Source organism: Seonamhaeicola sediminis (assembly GCF_004358095.2).
GTDB lineage: Bacteria > Bacteroidota > Bacteroidia > Flavobacteriales > Flavobacteriaceae > Seonamhaeicola > Seonamhaeicola sediminis.
This window is the reverse complement of sequence record NZ_SMZJ02000004.1, coordinates 365,728-387,143: the sequence shown is the minus strand read 5'-3', so window position 1 is coordinate 387,143 and position 21,416 is coordinate 365,728. Positions and strand designations below refer to the sequence as shown.

Sequence of the window (21,416 nt, the reverse complement as noted above, 5' to 3'; positions counted from 1 at the left end):
CTTGCTTGAAATTTTTAAGATTTACCATGTATATAGTCAAGTATCTATTTATCATATTTTTAAGTGGGTTTATTATTTCCTGCGGCTCTAATAGCGGAAAGAAAAAAGATGATTTTTTAATTAAAACCAATACTGAAAAGGGCAATATAACTAATAATGAAACTTTATCGCTTTCTATTATAAATAAAAAGAAACATGTCATTGACTCGGTTGTTTACAAGATTAACAATCAAACAATAACCAATAACACGCATTTGCTAGATTTTAAACTAGGAAAGCAAACCCTTGAAGCTACCATTTATTTTGAAGGCGATGTACAGACCACAACTACGGCAATTACAATTTTAAATAATGTTGCTCCCAAAATTTATAAATACAAAATCATTAATGAGTATCCACATGACATAACTTCCTATACCCAAGGATTAGAATTTTATAACGGATATTTATACGAGAGTACCGGACAGTATAAAGAATCCAAACTCCGAAAACTTAACTATAAAACTGGTGAAGTTTTAAAAAATGTTGATTTGGCTAATGACTATTTTGGTGAGGGACTTACTATTTTAAACAATAAAGTATTCCAATTAACTTGGAAAAAAAATATAGGTTTTGTATACGATGTTGATACTCTTGAAAAAATGAGTAGTTTTAAATATGGCAATAGTAAAGAAGGTTGGGGGTTATGTAATCACAACAATATAATTTATAAAAGTGATGGCTCTGAAAAAATATGGCTTCTAAATCCAGAAACTTTAGTAGAGGAAGATTACATTCAAGTATGTACAAACAAAGGATTGATTACTCAAATAAACGAAATGGAATGGATTGAAGGTAAAATTTATGCTAACCGATATCAAAAAAATGGGGTTGCTATCATAAATCCCAAAAACGGTGGCGTTATAGGCGTTGTAGATTTTACCCCTTTAAAAGAACAAGTAACACAACACGCTAAACTTGATGTCCTAAACGGAATAGCCTATAATCCACAAACTAAAACTATTTTTGTTACCGGTAAACGTTGGGATAAACTTTTTGAAGTTGAAATATTGGAGTAGTTAGTTTACCTTTTTAAAAAACCTTTATAAGTGTCTATTCCTGTTTTTAAAAACTTAGCATATTCCTTTTCATTTGGAGTGTAGCCTACAGGCTCACTTAGCATTTGTTTACCGTCAGAACTCAAAAGCACATAATAGGGTTGCGAATTGGATTTAAAAAACTGTGTTTGAAAATTAGCCCATTTGTGACCATAATTCTTTAGCAATCGGGTTCCGCCATTAACCCTATTAACTTCTACTTGTTCATTTTTTGGTAATTCTTTTTTATCATCAACATAAAGTGATATTAAAACATACTCATCTCTCAAATATTTATCAATTTGCTCCAATGGCCAAACGTGTTCTTCCATTTTTCTACAGTTTACACAGGCATAACCCGTAAAATCTATCATAATGGGCTTATTTACTTTTTGGGCATAGGCGATACCCTCTTTTAAATCCTTGAAGGTTTTTAGGTTATTTGTTGTATTACTTGGTAAAAACCAACTATATCCTACAGGAGGGGCTAATCCACTCAAAAGCGTTAGTGACATAAATGTATCTGTTTCTTTATTTACTCTAAAACCAGAAACTAGATACACAGTAAATGCTGTAACTAAGAAGGCCGTAGAAATTCTAAAAAATGACAGTTTAATGATAGGAGAATCATGTGGGAATTTAATTTTTCCAAAAAGATAAAGTGCCAAACCTCCAAAAATAATAATCCAAATAATGAGAAAAGGCTCAATTTTTAAAAGCCCCCAATGGGCCACTAAATCAGCATTAGATAAGAATTTAAAAGCCAATGCTAATTCTAAAAACCCTAAAACCACTTTGGTGGTATTTAGCCATCCACCTGATTTTGGTAAGGCATTCATCATATTAGGGAACATAGCAAACAATGCAAATGGCAACCCTAACGAAACCCCAAAGCCAGCCATACCAGCTGTAAGCTGCCATGCACCTCCATCTGCAGTTAATGAGCCTGCTAACAACGAACCTAATATTGGTCCAGTACACGAAAATGAAACAATAGCTAAAGTTAATGCCATGAAAAACACGCCAACAATTCCTCCTAGATTTTCTCCTTTGGTTGTTTTATTCGTCCAGCTTTCAGGCAAGGTTAATTCATAGTACCCAAAAAATGAAAATGCAAAAAACACAAAAATGGCAAAGAAAATAATATTGAGCCAAATATTGGTAGATATTTCATTAAGGATGTCAGGGTTTACAGAATCTAAAAGGTGAAAAGGAACACTTAATATGAGGTAAACCAGCAAAATAAAAAAACCATACAATAAAGCTTTTCCAATACCAGAGCTTTTGTTTGCCCCCTCACTCTTGGTAAAGAAGCTTACTGTTAATGGTATCATCGGAAATACGCAAGGGGTTAACAAGGCCAATAGTCCACCAAGAAAACCAAGTCCAAAAATTGTCCAAAGAGATTTTTTTTCCTTGATTTGATTTTCAATTAACTTTATGTCCTCTGGATTCATACCATAGAGGTTGATATTAGCAGCTGAGTTGTCTGTCTTTGAATCAAGCTGAGTGTTTTCGTTTGAACCAGAAATTGCAGATTCCCCTTTAAACTGAAATATTAAATCAATAGTAGTTGGCGGTAAACATCTTGTGTCATCACAAACCATAAAATCTACAGTCCCTCTAATCTTGCTAATTTTACCAGTAATTTCAATTCTCTGTTCAAAGGTTGCTGAATCTTCAAAATACTTTATTTTCATACCAAACACTGGGTCATCAACCGTATAGCCCTCTTCCTCTATAGTTTTTCCAATAATATTGAAGTCATTATCATTTTCAATTACATAAGAAAATGTTGTTGGTATTGGTCCATCTTCTGGAACATTTTGTGAGTACAGATGCCACCCAGTATCAATTTCAGCCTTGCTAATTAATACATATTCTGTATCTGAGACTTTTTCAACAGACGTTGACCATTTTACCGGTTCTAAAATTTGTGAAAAACTGTTTATTGAACATAAAAATAAAAGACATGTTAGCAACTTTTTTATATACATGGTATATTCTATTTTTTTAGATTTTACAAAATTATTGTTTCCAATGTTAGTCTTGTGTTAAAAACTGTTATAATTTATACAAGTCCTAATTATTTTCTGTATATATTTATCATTATGGTTTAACAATTAATATGTTTATATCAAAACCTTCTATACTAAGCCTAAATAAATCATATTTCTTGAATCCTTTTCATTTATTAAAGAAAAAAAAATCTTTAATTTTTAATCTTTTCTTTCTTCTATTAACAATTTCAGGCTTTAGTCAGAAAAAAAATGTTAGCATTACAGGAAAGATAATTGAGTCTTCTAGTAATCAACCAGTAGCTTATGCCACAGTTTTATTGGTTGATGTCAATACCAAAGAAAATATAACAGGAACAACAACTATGGATGACGGCACATTTAAGCTTCAAACAGTAGTTTCAAAATTTTATATAGAGATTACTTTTATTGGCCTTAAAACAAAAAGAATTTTTGATTTTCAGCAGCATAATGGAACTATTGATTTAGGCAACATCTTTCTTGAAGAAGATTTAGAAAAACTTGATGCCATTGTTGTAGAAGCCGAAGTTTCTAAAACCGAGTTTAAACTAGACAAACGCATTTTCAATATTGGTAAAGATTTAAGTAGCACTGGTGCTAGCGCTTTAGAAGTATTAAACAATGTTCCTTCAGTAAACGTCAATATTGAGGGAGACATTAGTTTACGAGGGAGTCAAGGCGTTCAAATATTAATAAATGGAAAACCTTCAATTATTGCTAGTGACAGTGGAAATGCATTAGGAACAATTACAGCAGATATGATGGAGCGTGTTGAAGTTATTACCAACCCCTCAGCCAAATATGATGCTGAAGGAACTTCAGGAATCATCAACATTGTTCTTAAAAAAGAGGAGCGTAAAGGCTTAAACGGTTCTGCTAGTATAAATATTGGTGATCCTACAAATCATAGTTTTGGTTTGAGTTTAAATAGACGTACCGAAAAATTTAATCTTTTTAGCCAATTGGGTGTAGGCTACAGAAAATTACCAAATAACAGGAAAAACATCAATAGAGATTTGATAAATAACACCATCTTGGAATCTGAAGGTACTGAATTCAGAAATGAAAAGTATTATAATATTGTTCTAGGAACCGATTATCATATAAACAAAAACAATGTTTTAACGCTTTCTGGAAATTTTGCTTACGAGATTGAAGAACAACCTTCCGAAACTAATTTTAGTTTATTTGATGGTACTGAAAGGGCTAACTGGAAAAGAACAGAAGAAACCGAAGCCACCAACCCAAAGTATCAATATGAATTGCAATACAAAAGAGATTTTGATGACCATGAAGATCATATGCTTCTTTTTAGTGCATTAGGACAATTTTTTGGTAAAGAACAATCCTCAGATTTTGAAGATTTAACTTTGATGGGGGCTGATAGAGATGCTATTCAAAAAACACGCACCGACTTTAAAGAAGCTAACTACACGTTTAAATTTGATTACACCAAACCTTTTAATGAAAAATTTACTATTGAAACAGGTGCACAATACCTACTGAACAATGTAAGTAACGATTTTGAAGTACAGGATTTAGTTGGAAGTGATTTTATATCAGATCCTAATCAAACTAATGTATTTGAGTTTAATCAAAATGTACTAGGTATTTACGGAACTGCTGCCTATGAGGCTGATAAATGGGGGGTAAAAGTTGGTTTACGTGTTGAAAACACAGACCTTGAAACCTTTCTTGTTAATACCAATGAGCAAAACAACCAAAACTACTCTAACCTCTTTCCTAGTTTTCATTCCTCATACAAGTTTAATAATGCTTACTCTTTACAAATTGGATATTCAAGACGTGTTTATAGACCTAGGTTATGGGATTTAAATCCATTTTTTAATATTAGAAACAATTTTAATATAAGAACTGGAAACCCAGAATTACTCCCTGAGTTTACAGATTCATTTGAATTGACTAATATTTATAACATAGGAAAAGCCTCTTTAAATTTTGGAGTTTATTATCGTTATACTACCAATACCATAGAAAGAAGCGTTTCTATTTTTGAAAACAATGTAAATACTTTTAAACCCTATAACATAGGAACCACAGACGCTATAGGTATTGAATTTAACGGAAAATATCCTGTTGCAAAATGGTTAGTTTTTAATGGTGACATCAATTATAACGCCTTTAAAAGACAAGGTGATTTTAATGGAACTTCCATTGATTTCAATGCAAATCAATGGACTGGAAAACTTACTAGTAAACTTGGGCTTCCTGCAGATATTGATTTTGAAGTTACCGGAAATTACCAATCTGATGTAAAAACGGTTCAAGGCAAAATAGCCGAAAATATTTTTGCTGACCTTGGTTTGCGAAAAAAAATTATAAAAGGAAAAGGTGTCTTAAATTTTAGTGTAAGAGATATTTTTGCTTCAAGAATCCGAAAATCTGAAACTATTCAAGAAGAGTTCTACTTGTTTAATAGAAGTCTAAGAGGTAGGTTTGTTACCTTTGGTTTTAGTTATGGCTTTGGAAAGGGTGAAGCCTTGGAATACTCTGGACAACGAAGGAGACGCTAGATTTTCTCAAATTTGAGAGCTTAAAAATTCTTTTAATTTGTCGGAATATAACCTTTATCCTTAGATAAAATCCACTTGTCAAGTTCAAATCCATCTTCTCGCATAGAAAAAGAAACAATATGTTCTCCAGCCTCATCAAAAGTCAATGTAATTGTTTGTGGATCTCCACAATGATTTTCCGGTACTCTTTGTGCAGAAGACCAAGTCCATTTATGTTTTCCTTGACATAGCTGAATTCTTTGTCCGCTTTTGGGCCACGTTCCATTAACACCAACATGAAGCCCGTTATCTTCAGCACCCGTTGAAAATGCTCTTACCCAAACGTAATATGTTCCTGGGTTATTAATTTTTACTTTATAAGATACCATACCCCCAATGCCCGGAATAGGGAAAAAATTCTCATTAATGATGAGCTTATCGTCATGTGTGACTCTAGTGTCTGGTAATGCTTTTAAATAAGCTTTACCACTAGCAGTTTCAGTATGATTGTTCTTATTTCCCATAGGTAAATCTTCACCATATGTATGCAATAAAAATTTTCTAGGACTTTCATTATCCGTATTAAAATGGAAATTTTCAGCTTCAACAACTAAAAGCCCATCTTTTTCTTCAAAAGGCTTAACATTACTTAATTCATTTATTAAATTAAAAACAACAGGGCTCAATCCCAACGATTTCCATCTTCCTCTAGACCATGCGGTACCTCCATTTTCTGGTATCTTACCATTAGTAACTGCTTTAGAGGTTACTTTTATTTTATCTCCCTTCTTTAAAAAAACCTTACCTATTTTTAGTTTTACCTCCTTGAAAGATTCAGAAGTTTCAGGGTTCACCATTGCCTTGAGTACTTTACCATTAACATAAAGTTCATAAGTTGATTCTCCGTCATTTTCAGTAATAGTATTCAGTTCAGCAGAATAATAACCTGTTTCCCCTTTAAAAATATGTGTTGCACTAGCCCACTTGTCCCTTAATTCAACTATTGCAGCATTTATTGCAAGTGTACCACGCTTTTTTTCCTGATAGTAAATAGCTTCTCCTTCACCATCTATTTTGAAATCATCAATACCAGTTAAAATAATGCTATTTGCCTTACTTGAAATGTTTTGGGTGTCTTTTTCTAGCTGTTGAGCATGTGATAGTTGAAAACTAAAACAAGTGATTATTAAATAATAAAAATATTTCATTTATAGTTAGTTTAATACTGTTATCTATAGAGCCACAGGAGTATTCATCTCGGCTGATTTATATACTGCCTCTTGCGCTTGTAAAGTGCGTAAATAATTTTCTCCACTTGTTTCAAATGCTATGCCAGAATTAAGTTTATCAATAAAATCTCTTTGGAAAATATAACAGCAATCTCCTGCAAACCCAATGTCATTATGAACATACTCATGCTTCTTCTCGGCTTCACCTAAATTCTGTACAGTAATTGTTCCATCTGAATAAAGCCTGATAGAACCTTGGGAACCATCAATTAAGTACTCTCCAAATGTATATCTAGACTTTTTGAAATTATTTTCATTGTACCTATTCGCATCCCAAATAGCATGAGCATTGTTTTCAAAATTTAAAATCATTAATCCAGAATCTTCCCCTTTAATCACTGGATTTAAACGTTTTAAAATAGCATATGCACTTGTAACTTCTCCTGCATGACAACGAAACGTATCAATAAAATGAACACCTGTTTCATAAATAAGTAATTTCTTGTAATCTCTAAAATACGGTTGTCTTGCTAAATACGCATCATCTCCCCAACCATCACCCATTCTAGATCTAAAGTTAAGACTAAATAAGTCTCCAATTTCGTTATTACTAATAAGTTTCTTTATTTCTCTATGCCAGGGCTGAAACCTAAAATTTTCATGAACCACAAAACGAACACCTTTTGAAGCTACATAATCTACAATTTTTTTAGACTCTTCGTAGGTAGGTGCTAAAGGCTTTTGGCATATGATATGTACACCCTGATCTGCAGCAAATTTGCACATCTCAAAATGTGTTTCTGGCGGTGTTATAATATCAACAAAATCAGGTTTTTCCTTAAGAATCATTTCCTTATAATCAGTGTAATGATTTTTTACTCCATAAGGTTCCATAATCCCTCTGGCACGCTCTAAATTAGAATTACAAAGTGCTGTAATTTCAACTTCTGGAATACGGGTCCAAGCTTCATACTGAAACTTACTAAAATAACCTGCTCCAATAGCTACACCTTTTAATTTAGATTTCATCGTTTAGCTTTTTATTTGGGTTCATAAAAGACCAACAAAAAATAGCAACCCCTCCCAGTACTGCTGCTACATAAAAGAAAGGTGCATCGGTTCCTGTCCACTCCCGTAAGTATGGGAATGCTAAAGCTGTAGAAAACGCACCAAGGTTACCCGCCATATTCATCATTCCAGATACTTTTCCAGAGTTTTCCTCTCCAATATCCATACAGAAGGACCATGAAGGGCTCAGCGTCATATCAGCTCCAAAAATAGCTACCGTTAAACACAGTACCGCTCCTAATGCCGTATCCATATACAAACTTGAAATAATACCAATAACTACAAATACAAAACCAATGGTGGCTGGATATTGTCTCGATTGCTTCCATTTACCCTTTTTATATATAGCATCTACCATAAAGCCAGACACCCAATTACCCACAGCACCTCCTAATAAAGGTAACATAGCATAAAAGCCCGTGGTAACCAAACTAAGTCCGTATTTGGCTTTTATGTAGGGAAACAACCAAGTAAGTGTAAAGAAGAAAATAAAATTACTTCCAATATATTGAATCATGGCAAGTATAACATTCTTTGATGTTAAAACCGTTTTCATTGGTAAATTCCCTCCTACTTTTTCTACTTCATGCTGACGGTTTTTTACAATATATTCCTTCTCTGCTTCAGACAAAGCCTTGTGTTCCTCTGGCTTATTTCTAAAGAGTGTGAAAAATAAAACTGCAAATATGACACCTATGGCACCAAAGAAATAAAAGATATTTCGCCAACCCCAAGCATCAATGAGATAAGCTACCAAGGGTAATGCAAAAGCAGCTCCCAATCTAGATCCAGAAAAATTTATTCCTTGAAAAATACCACGCTCTTTAGTAGGCACCCATGAAAAAGCCGCTCTAGAAATGTTTGGAAAAGCTCCTGCTTCTCCTGCTCCAAAAATAAACCTGAAAAATAACATAGATATATAATTCCATGCGGCACCTGTTAATGCGGTAAATATAGACCACAATACCATAATGGTTGTCATTACTTTTCTAACGCCAAACTTATCTCCCATGGCACCACCTGGAACTTGAAATAATGCATACCCCAAAGCAAATGCACTAAGCACCCAACCCATTTGAATATCTGAAAGGTCTAAATCTGTTCCTATTGAATCTTTTGCTGATGATATACATACCCTATCTACATATAATAAAAGGGTAATTAAAAAGGTTCCTAAAAAGAAACCATATCTTTTCTTGGGTATGCGTTGGTTCATGTTATTTTAGTTTAGTGATTACTTCTTTTAAGGTTTTGTTGGTTCCAACATTACCTGGAAAAACAATATAAGGCAATTTAGGAAATTTTGTGTCGGTCCCCATTTCCCAAACAGGAATCCCGGGCATAATTTGCCCTATAACTTTAGAGCGCTTCATTTCCAAACCTTTTGTTGCCAAATCATGTGATGTAATACCTCCTTTAGCTATAAGATATTTAGGTCTTATAGTTAATCCGTTAACAATATTAACAAGTGCTTGTGAAATACTAGCAGCAATATTTATTGTGGATGCTGTGGTATTTCCAGTAACTAATTTACGACTGGTGTAAACAATAATACTATGCTCTTCCTTTATTTTAGTGTCTATAAAGCTAATTAGAGATTGAATATATGCTTTTGAATTATCTCCTAATACTTTTTCAATATCAACTTCTATAATTGTATCCTTATTAAAAAGTTTTAAGGCTTCCTTTAGTTGATCAGATGATTTTTTTACATAAGAACCTACAATGGTTAATCCCCCATGATTTGAATCAGAAGTTAATATCTCAGAAACATCTAGCAAACCTTTTGGTGGTAAACCTATGTATGAAGGCACAAAAGAACTGGACGTTCTGTAAATAATCTGCTTACCTTTTTTTTCGGCATTCAGTAAAACCTGAGATATTTTATCTAAATCGGTATAATTAATACAGTTGAAAATACAGTAAGTCCCATTGGAGAGATTAATAATGTCCTGGGTCAATTCTTCAGTGTTTTTCTCTCTAATAGCTTTTAAGGAAAATGAAAATACATCAGAAGCCTTTATAGCTCCATTTGACTTTTCTTGAATATAGTCTTTTAAATCAGCGTTGGAATATTTAAAAGAGTGATCTTGAGCAAAAGGCGTTTCGTTCACCGGTATTAAATCACCATGATCTTCAATAAAATGGGTATCATTCAAGGTAATTCGTTTTCCTTCAAACATAACAGGAATGAATACTGTCACAGCACCTTTTAAACCTAGAGTATTTTGAAGTGTTGAAGGCTCTAAAGGAAAATGTCCTCTCAAAGTAGAATCGCTTCTACTTATAATACTTACCGCTTTACCTACTATATTTGAAGCCTTTTTTATATTCTCAGCAATTTCTTTATAAACTATTGCTGCTTTTTCAGGGCTTAAACTTCTGGAATTAGTTAAAAGAAAAAAAGCAGGTGATTGTTTAAGTTCCTCCACCAAGATTTCTACGGTCCAACTATTTAATAATGGAATATCATAAACCGTTTGGTTTCCTGTTGGGTCGTCATCAACAATGATGCAAGCTTTATTTAAATCTTTAAAAAGTGTTTTATTCAAACTTCTGAAATCCTTTTTCTCGGATTCAGGTATATTTGATAATATTTGAGATAATGGTATACGCATTAATATTTCTCAATAGCTATTACGCGTGCTGGTGCTCCATCACCAGCACCAATTTTAAGAGGTAGCGCTATCAACTCTACACAGTTAGATTTAAGTTTATCTAAATTAGTTAAACCTTCGATAATTACCACGCCTTCTAATAAAATTTGATGGATTTTTGTAACCTCTTCAATATTATTTACATCTGCCACCGAAGGAGGCTCTACTCCAACCATTTTTACCTTATTATCAAGACACCAATGAGCTAATTCTTCACTAATTCTTGGTAATTCATCCCGATATTTTGTTTCATTTAAATACTGTGACCAGCCTGTCCAAAAAATAAGGCTATCTCCTTCAGTAAAATGTTTAATGATATCTACAGGAATATGAGCAACTTCAATTATGCCCTTAGAGCCAATATGTCTAACATCTACAACCCAAGCTTTTCCAACAAAATTATCAACAGGAATTTCGTCAATAGTTTCATTTTTAACATTAAAATGAATGGGGGCATCCATATGGGTACCACAATGCGAGTAGAATGTTAGCGTACTAGCATTCCACCCGTCATTATCAATAGTTCTTGCAGTTTCTTTTGAAAACCCTTTTAAACCATTAAAATAAGTTATTGTAAGATCTACAATATTGCTCATTAATATTAAAGGTTTTTAATCACAGCATCAGCTACATCAGAGGTAGTAGCACTTCCTCCTAAATCTACTGTTAAAACACCTTCTGACGTACTTTTGTCTATGGCTTCCATAATATTATTAGCAGCTTCAACTTCACCAATGTGCTCTAACATAATGGCCGCAGACCAAATTTGTCCGTAAGGGTTTGCAATATTTTTACCAGCAATATCTGGAGCAGATCCATGAATAGGCTCAAACATTGAAGGGAATTCTTTTTCTGGGTTAATATTTCCACTACCTCCTAAACCAAGACTTCCCATAACAGCGCCACCTAAATCACTTAAAATATCTCCAAAAAGGTTAGTTGTTAAAACCACGTCAAAAATCTCTGGCTTTAAAACAAACATAGCTGTTGAGTTATCAATATACATTTGTTCATGCTCTACATCTGGATATTCTTGAGCAACTTCTTTGATAACCCTATCCCAATATGCCAAACTATTAATTAATGTATTAGATTTAGTAATATGAGTTACTTTTTTACGACGGGTTCTTGCCAATTTAAAAGCATAATGAGCCACACGCTCAATACCTTTTCTGGTAAAAACACTCATATCGGTTCCCATTCCATTTTCCTCATCAGGAAGATATTGCCCTCCCATTTGAACAAACTCACCTTCTGTGTTTTCTCTAACAATTACAAAGTCTATATGTTTGTCACTTCTCAACGGACGCGTAACACCAGGATAAGTTCTCACTGGTCTGTAATTTACATATTGATTGAAACCGGTACGTACTTTAAAGGTATAATCTTTAGCTGGTAACGTATCATCTACCGCAGGTAAACCAACTGACCCAAAATAAACAGCGTCAAAATCCTTTAGTGTTTCTAATCCGTTTGCTGGCATAAACTCATTGTGCTTTAAATAATAGCCTGCTCCCCAACCAAACGATTCTGTTTCAATTGAAAAACCATGTTTTTCAGCTACTGCATTAATAACCCTTAAACCCTCTGGTACAATTTCATTTCCAATACCATCACCCGGTACTACCGCAATTTTGTATGCTTTACTCATTTAATCTTAATTTTCTCTATGCGCAATTATTTGCACACTTATAGTTATTTAAATAATTTAGAGTACAAATATAATCTATATTGTTAAAAAACTGATTTAAAATTTCATTTATTACAAAAATATTTGCGCAATTTTTTGCATTAAATTCATAATTACTTAATTTTGAGTCCAATTAAATTAACTTTGTGAAAAAGAAAACCACTTTACAAGATATTGCTAATAGTTTAGGAATTTCTACCTCTACAGTTTCCAGGGCGCTTCAAGATAATCCTAGAATTAGTGAAACGGTGAGAAAGAAAGTCATCGACCTTGCTTACGAATTAAATTACTTCGACAAAAAATTTCCTGAAACTATTACTCCTAAAAAGCTTAATGCTATAGGTGTTATTGTACCTAAAATAGGTTATCATTTATACGCTATGGCTATAAGTGGTATTGAAAAAGTTGCCGAAGAAAACGGTATGCATCTAGTTATTTGTCAATCCAATGAATCTTTCGAACGTGAAGAAAGCTTAACTAAAGAGCTCATTGAAACAGGTGTTTCTGGATTAATAGTATCTCTTGCTGGAGAGACTAAACAATTTGATCATTTTCTGGAACTCAAGAAAAAAAACATTCCATTGGTTTTGTTTAATAGGCAATGCGACGAAGTAGAGACTGATAAAGTGGTTATTGATAATTTTAAAGCATCATATGATGCTACTGAACATCTCATTTCTATAGGTTGTAAAAACATAGCCTATATTGGTGGCCCTAAAAAGCTACAAATAAGTAATACGCGTTTATTAGGCTACCAACAAGCATTGCTTGACGCTGGTATAAGCGTTGAATATATTGAGTATTGTAATTTTTCAAAAGAGAGTAATTTAAGCGCAGCCAGAAAGCTATTGTATTCACCCAACCCTCCTGACGGTATTATTGCTTTTAGTGATCAGGTTGCCATTTCCACCATGTTAGCAGCCAAAGAAAGAGGGTTAAGTATCCCTGAAGATTTGGCTATTATTGGTTTTAACAATGAGCCTGTTGATGAACTTTTAGAACCTTCATTAACAAGCATTAATCAACCTTCTTTCAAAATGGGTTATGAAGCAGCCAAATTAATTTTTGATAGAATACAAACCCCCAGCATCGACTATACCCAAAAGATTTTAAAATCTAACTTGGTTATCAGAAACTCCACCAATAAAAACAAGCTTAAATAGAGTTTTTAACCCGTTGTGCATTTTGAAACATTCAAACGAAATTAATGTCAGTTCGAGTGATTTTGAGGAACGAAAAATTGTATCGAGAGCTTTTTTCTTACAAAACCCTTAATTCTTGATACAAATTTCACTCATTTCAATCGTGAAATCCACTCGAATTGACAGAGTTTAATTAAAATGCACAACGGGTTTTTTAATAAATTTTAATATTGCTTGCTATTTAAACTGAATCTAATCCTCCCCATAACTAATACGCTTATAAAACCACTATTGGTAGCCAATATTAAATATTCTTGACTCTCTACTAAATTGCTTATGTAGCATAAGAAAGCTTATTAATAGCTGGTTTTAAAGCTTCGATAGACTCAAATTCTTTGGTCTTTGGATTAATTTTACCAAAAAAAAAAAAAACGACCAGTAGTTAAAATATGACCGTCTTTACTTTGATAAATTGATTTTATCTGTTGAATAGGGTAATAGGAAATATTATCTTGTTTATCAATTACAGCTAAATTGGCATCCATACCGCCTACCCAAATATTGCCCCTGCTATCCCTAAATAATGAGTATACCTTATATACTAAATCTTCATCATAAAGACCAATACCTTTTCTAATCCAATCCAAATTCGCTGTTTGGAATCAATAAAAACTTCGGTAGTACGATTACTTATAATTTCTGGTAATCCGCTATAAGTATTGTAAACTTAATAATATTTAGAATTATGTTTTAGAACACCTTCTTCAGAAGCTATCCATAAATTCCCTAAACTGTCTTGGGCTATCGCCTAAGTAATACTTTGTGTAGAAACATTATCTCCGGTTAATTGCTGAAATTCTATACTATCTTGGATGTATGCACAAAAAGTTACAAGAAGTACGATAATTAGGAATATGACTTTTTGAAATTTGTTCATTTTTAAATTTTAATATCAAGTTGCTACAATATAATAAATTATATATTCTATCAAGTTAAGTAAGAAATTCTTATTTCAGGTTAGATAACTTTCAGTATTGGTTTAAAAATTGTCAAAATCATTAATGCTTCTGTTTTTATTAAAAAATTAACCTGAATATACCCTATTGTAAATATAAACTAACAGATAATTTGTATAATAAGCAAATCGAACTATTACGATCGTTGTTTTAATTTTACTTAATTTTTAAGTTAAAAAGATGGATTTTTTTTCTTCATTTTATGACTCACTATAAAAAGAATTCCCACAATGACAAATGGTATGGCAATGAGAAGAATAATTAAAAGACTCATCCAAATAGATTGGTTCATCCTGTAATTATGCATGAAAATAAAAGGGCTAAACCCAAGACCAATTATTGTAAATATTATACCACCTATAAGTTCTCGTTTCCATGCAACGATGAGAAAGATGATTAATACAAAAGAAGGAATGAGATGCATGAGAAAATCACCAATCTGTTGCAAGAGAGTTCTTTCAGGATTAAAAGCATCAAGTGCTAATATACTTATAAACACAATAGCAAATATGCAAATAATTCTAGGTAACCAACTAATTACTTTAATGCTTGTTTTCATTTAATCCAGATTATAATGGATACAATATTATTTTATTCTAATTTGATAAATCAAAGCTCATATTGTTTAAACTTTCATTAACTATTATTCCTAACATAACTACTCCTAAAACTAAAGGAACTGCAATGGAAACAATGGTTGATCCTGTTTTATCTTTAACTTGAATTTTATCTATATTATCTTTTTTAATTGAGACTATACTCCTTTCTCCACTATTTATGTTAATACCAAAAATTTTATTCTTTATAACTTCAATTTTATCAAACCTAAAAGATTTATTATCAATAGTTTTAATTCTAACTTTAGTATTTGCCTCTGCGGCTTCATCAAGTGTTACATTGGCAGATTTATAAACCGTACAGCCTTGAAAGAAGATTAGGATTGAGAAGAATACTGCAACTGCTTTTAAATGTGTTTTTATTGCTTTCATAACTGCGTTCTATTATCAATAAATGTAATTGCATAACAATTAATTTACAATGAGGAATATTTGTTTAAGGCCTATACATAGATCAATTAGAGCGTTTTAGAGTTCTGCGGATGTATGTCTATTTAATTTTATGGAGTATTTTTATGTAATCTTGAATACAATAAATAAGCATTAAATAATAACCACAATTATTAGAAAGTCCTTAATAATGGGGTTATTTGTGCTTTTCAATATGTTTTGTATTTTTTTGCTTTGCGATAGTTACTTCCCAATACAATATGTAATTTTCCTTGTATTTATTAGGGTTAGAACATTTGGGCAACAAATAGGATACAAAAAACACCTAAAAAGGATAAATTAAGGGCAATTATTAATAAATCCAATTACGAATATAGCATAAAAAAACCACTCATAAAGAGTGGTTTCATACATAAAAACATCAACCGTTAATTAGCTGTTCCAGAGCCTAAATAAACGCTGTTTGACACAACACTACCATCAGCAGTAGTAAATGCCATAAAAAGCTCAACAGTATCTCCTGCGTATGTACTTGGAATTGTAATGATTTGTGATCCTACAGTTCTATCAGCACCATCAAGAATATACATTGATTCTTTTTTACTTGGATTGTAAACTAACACCATTGCTTTATCGGTTGCATTTGCATTACCTTCAGCAGAGTTATCATCCCAAGTAAACTCAACTTGTCCAGCAGTTGCTAAATCTGTTGCAGGGTTTAATGCTCCTGATAAGTTACCTCTACTTAATAAAGCTAAAGCATAATCTACAGTAAAGTTTGGTGCAGCTCCTGTAATAGCATTATTCAATACATAAGACATTGCAGCATTAAACTCTGTTTTTTGCACCGCATAAGACTTATATCCCTTTTGGATAAAGCCTAAATTCGGTTGAAGATACTCCAAAGTAACCGTAAACTTGTTTCTTTGGTTAACTTGCCCCTCTGTACGTGGATTTGCCACGCTTGAGGGTTTGATTCTCAAATAGTCAATACCTTTCCAAGAAGCACCGACTACGTTTCCTACTTTTCCTGATACACCGCCCAGGATTCCTTGTGAAATTACACCCATAACATATAAAATTTAAAATTATTACTTATTCGAAGTTGGTACGGACTTGGTATGGTCTTTTACCAACACAGGTAATATATGGCAAATACTATGCTAATAGATTGATTAGGTTTTTGTTGCCCTTTGTTGCCCGATTTTGCTTTTTAGAAAATAAACTTTGAATATATGACACCTTTAAATGTTCCATTTTTAAAATGACTTTTTGCAATTCTGCTTCTTTTTTGCTAATTGCTGACACTATGTTAATATGCTTTTGTAATTCTTCAAATTCAATTAGCATAGAATTGTAACCATCTTTAAGCGTGTTTCTGCAATCATTTACAGAAATGAATGGAATAACACTACCTTTTAGATGATACGCATAGAAACCACCTATTTGTAGCATCATTGATAAATGATAAAGGGTGTTTTTTTCTTCTTCTGTTGGTACAGTTACCACAAAGCAATTAGGACAGGGATTTATTAAAGGCTTTCCGCTGTTTTGCCCTTTGTTCAGGATAAAAAAATGAGGTTGCGAGTAGATTCTTCCTATTTGGTGTGTTTTTAGTTCAAAAGTTGACATAGCTATCCAATTTAAAATTGCTTCGCTACGCTTCGCACCATTAATTTTTTAAAAGAAAAACAATAAAAAAAGAAAGCCGTATGTTCTTGTGGCGTGGATAAGGCTGTCAAGGTTTTTGGAAAAAATACTACCCTCTTTTTTAAATAATATTGGGGTGGAGATTTTTTTCAAAACCCGTAGGGCTTGACCTTTATAGCCTTGTGCGGTTGGCAAAGGTAGCCACATATATTTGCCATCTTTTTTTATTTTAATATTTCAAATTGGTTTAAACTTGATTCAATTTGCTTTTAAATTTTCTGGGGAATTAACTCTTAAAAAAATAGGTTTACTAAACGCATTGAGCGGTGGATGAAGCGTTTGTATGGGTAGAATTTTAAATAGTTGTTTGATAAAACAGCATTTAAACAAGCTACTTATACAGGACTTTTAGACAATAGCTTATTACTTTTTTGACCTCTCGACTGGCGCTCGAGACAAGGCGAGCGATAAAAAGTAATGTGCTATGGCGTACTATAAATATTGTAAACCTATTTTTTTATATCCTATTTCTTGGGTGGTGGGGAAAAGTGGACTTTTATATTTGTTAGCGAAATGAAACAAACAAAGACTTGAGGTAAGGAATACTTGGACTTAACGATGGTTTTGTGCAGTTGAATGAGATAACTAATATTATAATTAACTTAAACTTTCTACTGTTTAATAATAGTTCAAAATATAGTTAAATGTTCGGATGTGAGCGTTGGATGAGCGGATATTTAGCTCGTTTCATTTTTATTTTAAATTAATGTACTCGTGAATATGCACAGTTTAATTTTAGTTCCGATTTGTGCGGATGGTGAGTGGATATTTTACATAATAGCAGTTATAGCGACGAAAATATAATAACAAGCCGTAGGCAACCTCTGAAAGGATTTTTGCTCCTATAACTTCTATTATGTAACATAGCTTGGGATTGGTTTTGTGGCGTAATAGTTGTTTGTGCGTTGGCAATGGCTCTTTGCTTTTTTATTGTACCAATTTTATAAAATAACGACGTTTAAATAAAACAAGCAATGTGCCATTATAGCTTTAGATACAAGTATTATGACATAAAACCAATTATGCATTGGCGCGCGGAACAACACAAAAGACAGAGGATTTTGAGCTTTCGACAGGCTCAAGCCAAGGCAAGCGAAAAAACTGGGTTTTGGGTTGTGGGGAATAAAAAAGAGCCTTCCGAAAAAGACTCTTTCATTATTGACCTAATGGTCGTGATTTGAATGGTCATCACTTTTTTCTTCACCAGATTGATTCATCATCATTTCGTGGTCGTATTTACAACAACCTGGTAAACCATCATATGCTTCTTCATCACCTGCTACTTTTTCGGTATCATATCCTGAAGCTGCGATTGCTTTATGGATTGCCATTGCATCGGTTTTTGTATCATCAAAAGACACATCAATCTTCTTTTTATCGACATCCCAATTAGCACTTGCTACACCTTCAACACCGTTAGCTGCTTTTTCGATTGTGCTTTTACACATTCCGCAATTTCCTCTTACACCAAAAGACAGGTCTGTCATTGCCATATCTTTTGACATTTCAGTAGTTGTGGTTTCTGTTTCTTTTTTGGTTTCGTTTTTACAACTTGTTAAACCTAATGCTGCTATTACAGCTACACTTAAAATTACTTTTTTACTCACGTCGATTACATTTTTGTTTTTGTGTTCGTGATTTTTCTTTGAAAAATTCATTGTTTAAAATTTAATTGTTATTACTTGATTTATTATTCTATTACTTGTTTTACTTCACCACAGGTTAGCATTGCTTCGCCAAAATATGGATTGATTACTTTTTCTTCTTTGCTTAACCAATAAGCACCATTATTGTTATCTGCCATTGGACAAAATTCTACATAGACCTTTTCATTGATACCAAATAGTTGTACAGCATTGATTAGATGTGATGATAAATGTTTAAAATGGTCTCTTTGTGATTTTATATCGGACGTTTCAGAAATTGAAGTTGCAGAAGATTTTATTTCGCCTTCTAATGACATCCAATGGTTATGCGCCTTATTATCTGACAACAATTTCATATCTACTTTGTTCAATTTATTTAATAAAGTTGTTGCGTTTGCTGAAGTACTTATTGAATCTTCTTTTACTAAAGCATCTTTTAAATTGATATACGCATTGTAAACACTATTTAACTGTTGTTGAAATTTCTCTGATACTTCCAAACGCTCATTCATATTAGTGTGGTCACTTTCTTTGTTAGATGCATTGTTATCCATACCTAAATGACCTTCGTGTCCAGTCATTACTTTACCACCATCTTTATTCATCATAGACTTTTTGCCTTGTAATTGTGCTGCTGCATCAACCGTAAATGTTCCGTTAGTCACTATTTCATTTCCAACAAATAAACCTTCTACAACTTCATATTCATTACCAATTTGATTGCCTAATTTAATTTCACGCATTTCAAAAATAGGTTGGTCTGGATTTGTTTTAAGGTACACCACAGAACGTTCACCTGTCCATAATACAGAAGATGCAGGAATTGATAATACTTCATCATTTTTAGCTGTACTGCCTTCAATATTTGCGGTTACAAACATTCCTGGTTTAAATACATCGTCCTTATTGCTTAAAACAACACGTAAGGTTACAGTTCTTGTTTTCGTGTTTAAAACTGGGTCAATGAAATCAACTTTACCTTTAAACTCTTTATTAGGATAAGCATTGGTTGTTATCATCACTTCCTGTCCTTTTTTAAAGCGGTCAATCTGATTTTCATACACATCAAAGTTTCCCCAAACTGTGTTGAGATTGGCAATTTTTAATAAGGGTTGTCCTTGTTTGATGTAATCGCCTTGCTCTACCAATTTTTCTGTAACAGTACCCGAAACGGTTGCATAAACAGGAAAGTTTTCTTTTACTTTTCCTGTTTCTTCAATCTGGTTGATTTGATTTTCAGAGAGTTTCCATAATTTCAATTTATTACGGACTGCTTTGTATAAAGCAGGTTGCGATGCTTTTAAAGAAGCTGCTGTGATTAATTCTTGTTGTGCTGCATAGAGTTCTGGCGAATAAATGGTTGCCAATAATTGACCTTTACGAACTTCTTCGCCTGTAAAACTCACATTCAAACGTTCAATTCTTCCAGCGAAATAACTTACCTGTACTGCATTGGCTTCTTCGTTTTCAGCAATTTTACCAGATAACTTTATGGTGTTGCCTTCAACATTTCCCTTGCCTACAACAGTTGTTTGAATATTGGCTAATGCCATCGCATTTTCTGTTAGTTTAAATTGGTCTGCCATTAAGCCATCACTTCCGCTTTCCGCAGGAATTAAATCCATACCACAAATGGGGCAGTCGCCTGGCTCTGGTTGCATAATCTGTGGATGCATAGAACACGTCCACATTTGATTGGTTGCTGCAACCGCATCGTGATTATGGTCTATTTCTTCATTTGATGATTTACCAAAAATTACCCAACCTAAAAGTAGCCCTAAAGCCAATATTCCGATATAAACTATATATTTTTTCATTTTACATTTTTTTATTTACTTAATTTTAATATTCTGAATGCTCCTTGTATAACTAAACCAAAAACTATTATTCCTATGATTAAATCTGGTAATCCAGTATTTAGCCAATGAACTAAAACACCTGCTACAATTACTCCGAGATTTATTATAATATCGTTTGATGTGAAAATCATACTTGCACGCATATGCGCTTCATTACTTTTTGATTTTTGTAATAAATAAAGACAGATACCATTAGCTATTAAAGCAAATATTGAAACGATAATCATTGTTGAGAATACAGGTAATGTCTCAAATCCTAAAAATCTTCGGATAACCTCAACAATACCTATTGTGGCAAGTACTATCTGAAAATAGCCTGCATATTTTGCAATACGTTTCTTTTTTAAAACTGTACCACCAACCGCTATTAAACTCAATCCATAAACAAATGAATCTGCCAACATATCTAAACTATCCGCAATTAATCCCATCGATTTTGAAATAAGACCAGTACTTATTTCAACAATAAAAAATGCAAAATTGATTATTAGAACTGACCACAATAGTTTGGATTCATTCCTCGTAGATTCAGTAATGATTAGGTTTGTTTCTTCTGAACTGATTAATGTTTCATTAAGTTTTAATTCTTTTATAGAATTACTGATTATATTCACATCAGCATTATGATATAATGTTAAGATTCTTTCTTCTAAATTAAAATCAAGTTGTTTAATACCATCTATATCAGATAGCTTCATCTTGATTAGATTTTCTTCAGAAGGACAATCCATTTTTGATATTTTAAAAACTGTTTTCTGCATATA

At 32.7% G+C, this 21,416-nt stretch carries 18 protein-coding genes; 3 read left to right on the top strand and 15 right to left on the bottom strand.

The annotated features are described in order from the left end of the window. Nucleotides 1-5 precede the first annotated feature (5 nt). Nucleotides 6-1,058, top strand: coding sequence for a glutaminyl-peptide cyclotransferase (locus E1J38_RS08050; protein WP_369407154.1), 1,053 nt, complete (start codon nt 6-8; stop codon nt 1,056-1,058). Nucleotides 1,059-1,063: 5 nt separating this feature from the next. Here E1J38_RS08050 and E1J38_RS08045 read toward each other — a convergent pair whose 3' ends face one another. After that, the gene (locus E1J38_RS08045) at nt 1,064-3,073 is read right to left on the bottom strand and encodes a protein-disulfide reductase DsbD family protein (protein ID WP_133355526.1); all 2,010 of its coding nucleotides are present in this window, start codon (nt 3,071-3,073) and stop codon (nt 1,064-1,066) included. Nucleotides 3,074-3,204: 131 nt separating this feature from the next. Here E1J38_RS08045 and E1J38_RS08040 point away from each other — a divergent pair, with 131 nt between their 5' ends. After that, the gene (locus E1J38_RS08040; protein ID WP_133355525.1) at nt 3,205-5,649 is read left to right on the top strand and encodes a TonB-dependent receptor; all 2,445 of its coding nucleotides are present in this window, start codon (nt 3,205-3,207) and stop codon (nt 5,647-5,649) included. Nucleotides 5,650-5,681: 32 nt separating this feature from the next. Here the strand turns inward: E1J38_RS08040 and E1J38_RS15165 are convergent, their stop codons facing one another. The 6 genes from E1J38_RS15165 to E1J38_RS08010 are packed head-to-tail and all read right to left on the bottom strand — an operon-like array spanning nt 5,682 to nt 12,233. Beyond that, nucleotides 5,682-6,836, bottom strand: coding sequence for a hypothetical protein (locus E1J38_RS15165; RefSeq protein WP_222428237.1), 1,155 nt, complete (start codon nt 6,834-6,836; stop codon nt 5,682-5,684). Nucleotides 6,837-6,860: 24 nt separating this feature from the next. Next, nucleotides 6,861-7,886, bottom strand: coding sequence for a Gfo/Idh/MocA family protein (locus E1J38_RS08030; protein WP_133355524.1), 1,026 nt, complete (start codon nt 7,884-7,886; stop codon nt 6,861-6,863). Next, nucleotides 7,876-9,141, bottom strand: a complete 1,266-nt coding sequence (locus E1J38_RS08025) for an MFS transporter (protein ID WP_133355523.1) — start codon at nt 9,139-9,141, stop codon at nt 7,876-7,878. Before E1J38_RS08025 ends, E1J38_RS08030 begins: the two co-directional genes overlap by 11 nt. Nucleotide 9,142: 1 nt before the next feature. Then, complete coding sequence (locus E1J38_RS08020; RefSeq protein WP_133355522.1) at nt 9,143-10,543, bottom strand: four-carbon acid sugar kinase family protein; 1,401 nt, start codon at nt 10,541-10,543, stop codon at nt 9,143-9,145. Continuing rightward, the gene (locus E1J38_RS08015) at nt 10,543-11,178 is read right to left on the bottom strand and encodes a cyclase family protein (RefSeq protein WP_133355521.1); all 636 of its coding nucleotides are present in this window, start codon (nt 11,176-11,178) and stop codon (nt 10,543-10,545) included. Before E1J38_RS08015 ends, E1J38_RS08020 begins: the two co-directional genes overlap by 1 nt. 5 nt (nt 11,179-11,183) lie before the next feature. Further along, nucleotides 11,184-12,233, bottom strand: a complete 1,050-nt coding sequence (locus E1J38_RS08010; RefSeq protein ID WP_133355520.1) for a tartrate dehydrogenase — start codon at nt 12,231-12,233, stop codon at nt 11,184-11,186. A 185-nt stretch (nt 12,234-12,418) separates the two neighbouring features. Here E1J38_RS08010 and E1J38_RS08005 point away from each other — a divergent pair, with 185 nt between their 5' ends. After that, the gene (locus tag E1J38_RS08005; RefSeq protein ID WP_133355519.1) at nt 12,419-13,435 is read left to right on the top strand and encodes a LacI family DNA-binding transcriptional regulator; all 1,017 of its coding nucleotides are present in this window, start codon (nt 12,419-12,421) and stop codon (nt 13,433-13,435) included. A 392-nt stretch (nt 13,436-13,827) separates the two neighbouring features. Here the strand turns inward: E1J38_RS08005 and E1J38_RS08000 are convergent, their stop codons facing one another. From E1J38_RS08000 to E1J38_RS07965, 8 genes are all read right to left on the bottom strand, one after another. Then, nucleotides 13,828-14,061, bottom strand: coding sequence for a two-component regulator propeller domain-containing protein (locus E1J38_RS08000; protein ID WP_133355518.1), 234 nt, complete (start codon nt 14,059-14,061; stop codon nt 13,828-13,830). Between the two features lie 541 nt (nt 14,062-14,602). Further along, nucleotides 14,603-14,989, bottom strand: coding sequence for a DUF7670 domain-containing protein (locus E1J38_RS07995; RefSeq protein ID WP_133355517.1), 387 nt, complete (start codon nt 14,987-14,989; stop codon nt 14,603-14,605). A 37-nt stretch (nt 14,990-15,026) separates the two neighbouring features. Then, nucleotides 15,027-15,419: a hypothetical protein gene (locus E1J38_RS07990; protein WP_133355516.1), complete on the bottom strand. Its 393-nt coding sequence runs from the start codon at nt 15,417-15,419 to the stop codon at nt 15,027-15,029. Nucleotides 15,420-15,865: 446 nt separating this feature from the next. Continuing rightward, complete coding sequence (locus E1J38_RS07985; protein ID WP_133355515.1) at nt 15,866-16,507, bottom strand: DUF6266 family protein; 642 nt, start codon at nt 16,505-16,507, stop codon at nt 15,866-15,868. Nucleotides 16,508-16,595: 88 nt separating this feature from the next. Next, nucleotides 16,596-17,069: a DUF6943 family protein gene (locus E1J38_RS07980; protein ID WP_133355514.1), complete on the bottom strand. Its 474-nt coding sequence runs from the start codon at nt 17,067-17,069 to the stop codon at nt 16,596-16,598. A gap of 1,241 nt (nt 17,070-18,310) precedes the next feature. Next, on the bottom strand, nt 18,311-18,805 hold the full coding sequence (locus E1J38_RS07975) for a heavy-metal-associated domain-containing protein (protein ID WP_133355513.1): 495 nt from the start codon (nt 18,803-18,805) through the stop codon (nt 18,311-18,313). A gap of 32 nt (nt 18,806-18,837) precedes the next feature. Next, nucleotides 18,838-20,610 carry an efflux RND transporter periplasmic adaptor subunit gene (locus tag E1J38_RS07970; RefSeq protein ID WP_133355512.1) on the bottom strand — a complete coding sequence of 591 codons (1,773 nt, stop codon included), beginning with the start codon at nt 20,608-20,610 and terminating at the stop codon, nt 18,838-18,840. 11 nt (nt 20,611-20,621) lie between these two features. After that, nucleotides 20,622-21,413: a cation efflux transmembrane domain-containing protein gene (locus E1J38_RS07965; RefSeq protein ID WP_133355511.1), complete on the bottom strand. Its 792-nt coding sequence runs from the start codon at nt 21,411-21,413 to the stop codon at nt 20,622-20,624. Nucleotides 21,414-21,416: the final 3 nt, after the last annotated feature.

What these genes read in the sequence shown, in the direction of transcription:
- E1J38_RS07970 (WP_133355512.1), bottom strand. Translation starts at nt 20,610, where the DNA reads ATGAAAAAATATATAGTTTATATCGGAATATTGGCTTTAGGGCTACTT.
- E1J38_RS07995 (WP_133355517.1), bottom strand. Translation starts at nt 14,989, where the DNA reads ATGAAAACAAGCATTAAAGTAATTAGTTGGTTACCTAGAATTATTTGC.
- E1J38_RS08020 (WP_133355522.1), bottom strand. Translation starts at nt 10,543, where the DNA reads ATGCGTATACCATTATCTCAAATATTATCAAATATACCTGAATCCGAG.
- E1J38_RS08025 (WP_133355523.1), bottom strand. Translation starts at nt 9,141, where the DNA reads ATGAACCAACGCATACCCAAGAAAAGATATGGTTTCTTTTTAGGAACC.
- E1J38_RS07965 (WP_133355511.1), bottom strand. Translation starts at nt 21,413, where the DNA reads ATGCAGAAAACAGTTTTTAAAATATCAAAAATGGATTGTCCTTCTGAA.
- E1J38_RS08045 (WP_133355526.1), bottom strand. Translation starts at nt 3,073, where the DNA reads ATGTATATAAAAAAGTTGCTAACATGTCTTTTATTTTTATGTTCAATA.
- E1J38_RS08030 (WP_133355524.1), bottom strand. Translation starts at nt 7,886, where the DNA reads ATGAAATCTAAATTAAAAGGTGTAGCTATTGGAGCAGGTTATTTTAGT.
- E1J38_RS07980 (WP_133355514.1), bottom strand. Translation starts at nt 17,069, where the DNA reads ATGTCAACTTTTGAACTAAAAACACACCAAATAGGAAGAATCTACTCG.
- E1J38_RS08010 (WP_133355520.1), bottom strand. Translation starts at nt 12,233, where the DNA reads ATGAGTAAAGCATACAAAATTGCGGTAGTACCGGGTGATGGTATTGGA.
- E1J38_RS08015 (WP_133355521.1), bottom strand. Translation starts at nt 11,178, where the DNA reads ATGAGCAATATTGTAGATCTTACAATAACTTATTTTAATGGTTTAAAA.
- E1J38_RS08040 (WP_133355525.1), top strand. Translation starts at nt 3,205, where the DNA reads ATGTTTATATCAAAACCTTCTATACTAAGCCTAAATAAATCATATTTC.
- E1J38_RS07975 (WP_133355513.1), bottom strand. Translation starts at nt 18,805, where the DNA reads ATGAATTTTTCAAAGAAAAATCACGAACACAAAAACAAAAATGTAATC.
- E1J38_RS07990 (WP_133355516.1), bottom strand. Translation starts at nt 15,419, where the DNA reads ATGAAAGCAATAAAAACACATTTAAAAGCAGTTGCAGTATTCTTCTCA.
- E1J38_RS07985 (WP_133355515.1), bottom strand. Translation starts at nt 16,507, where the DNA reads ATGGGTGTAATTTCACAAGGAATCCTGGGCGGTGTATCAGGAAAAGTA.
- E1J38_RS15165 (WP_222428237.1), bottom strand. Translation starts at nt 6,836, where the DNA reads ATGAAATATTTTTATTATTTAATAATCACTTGTTTTAGTTTTCAACTA.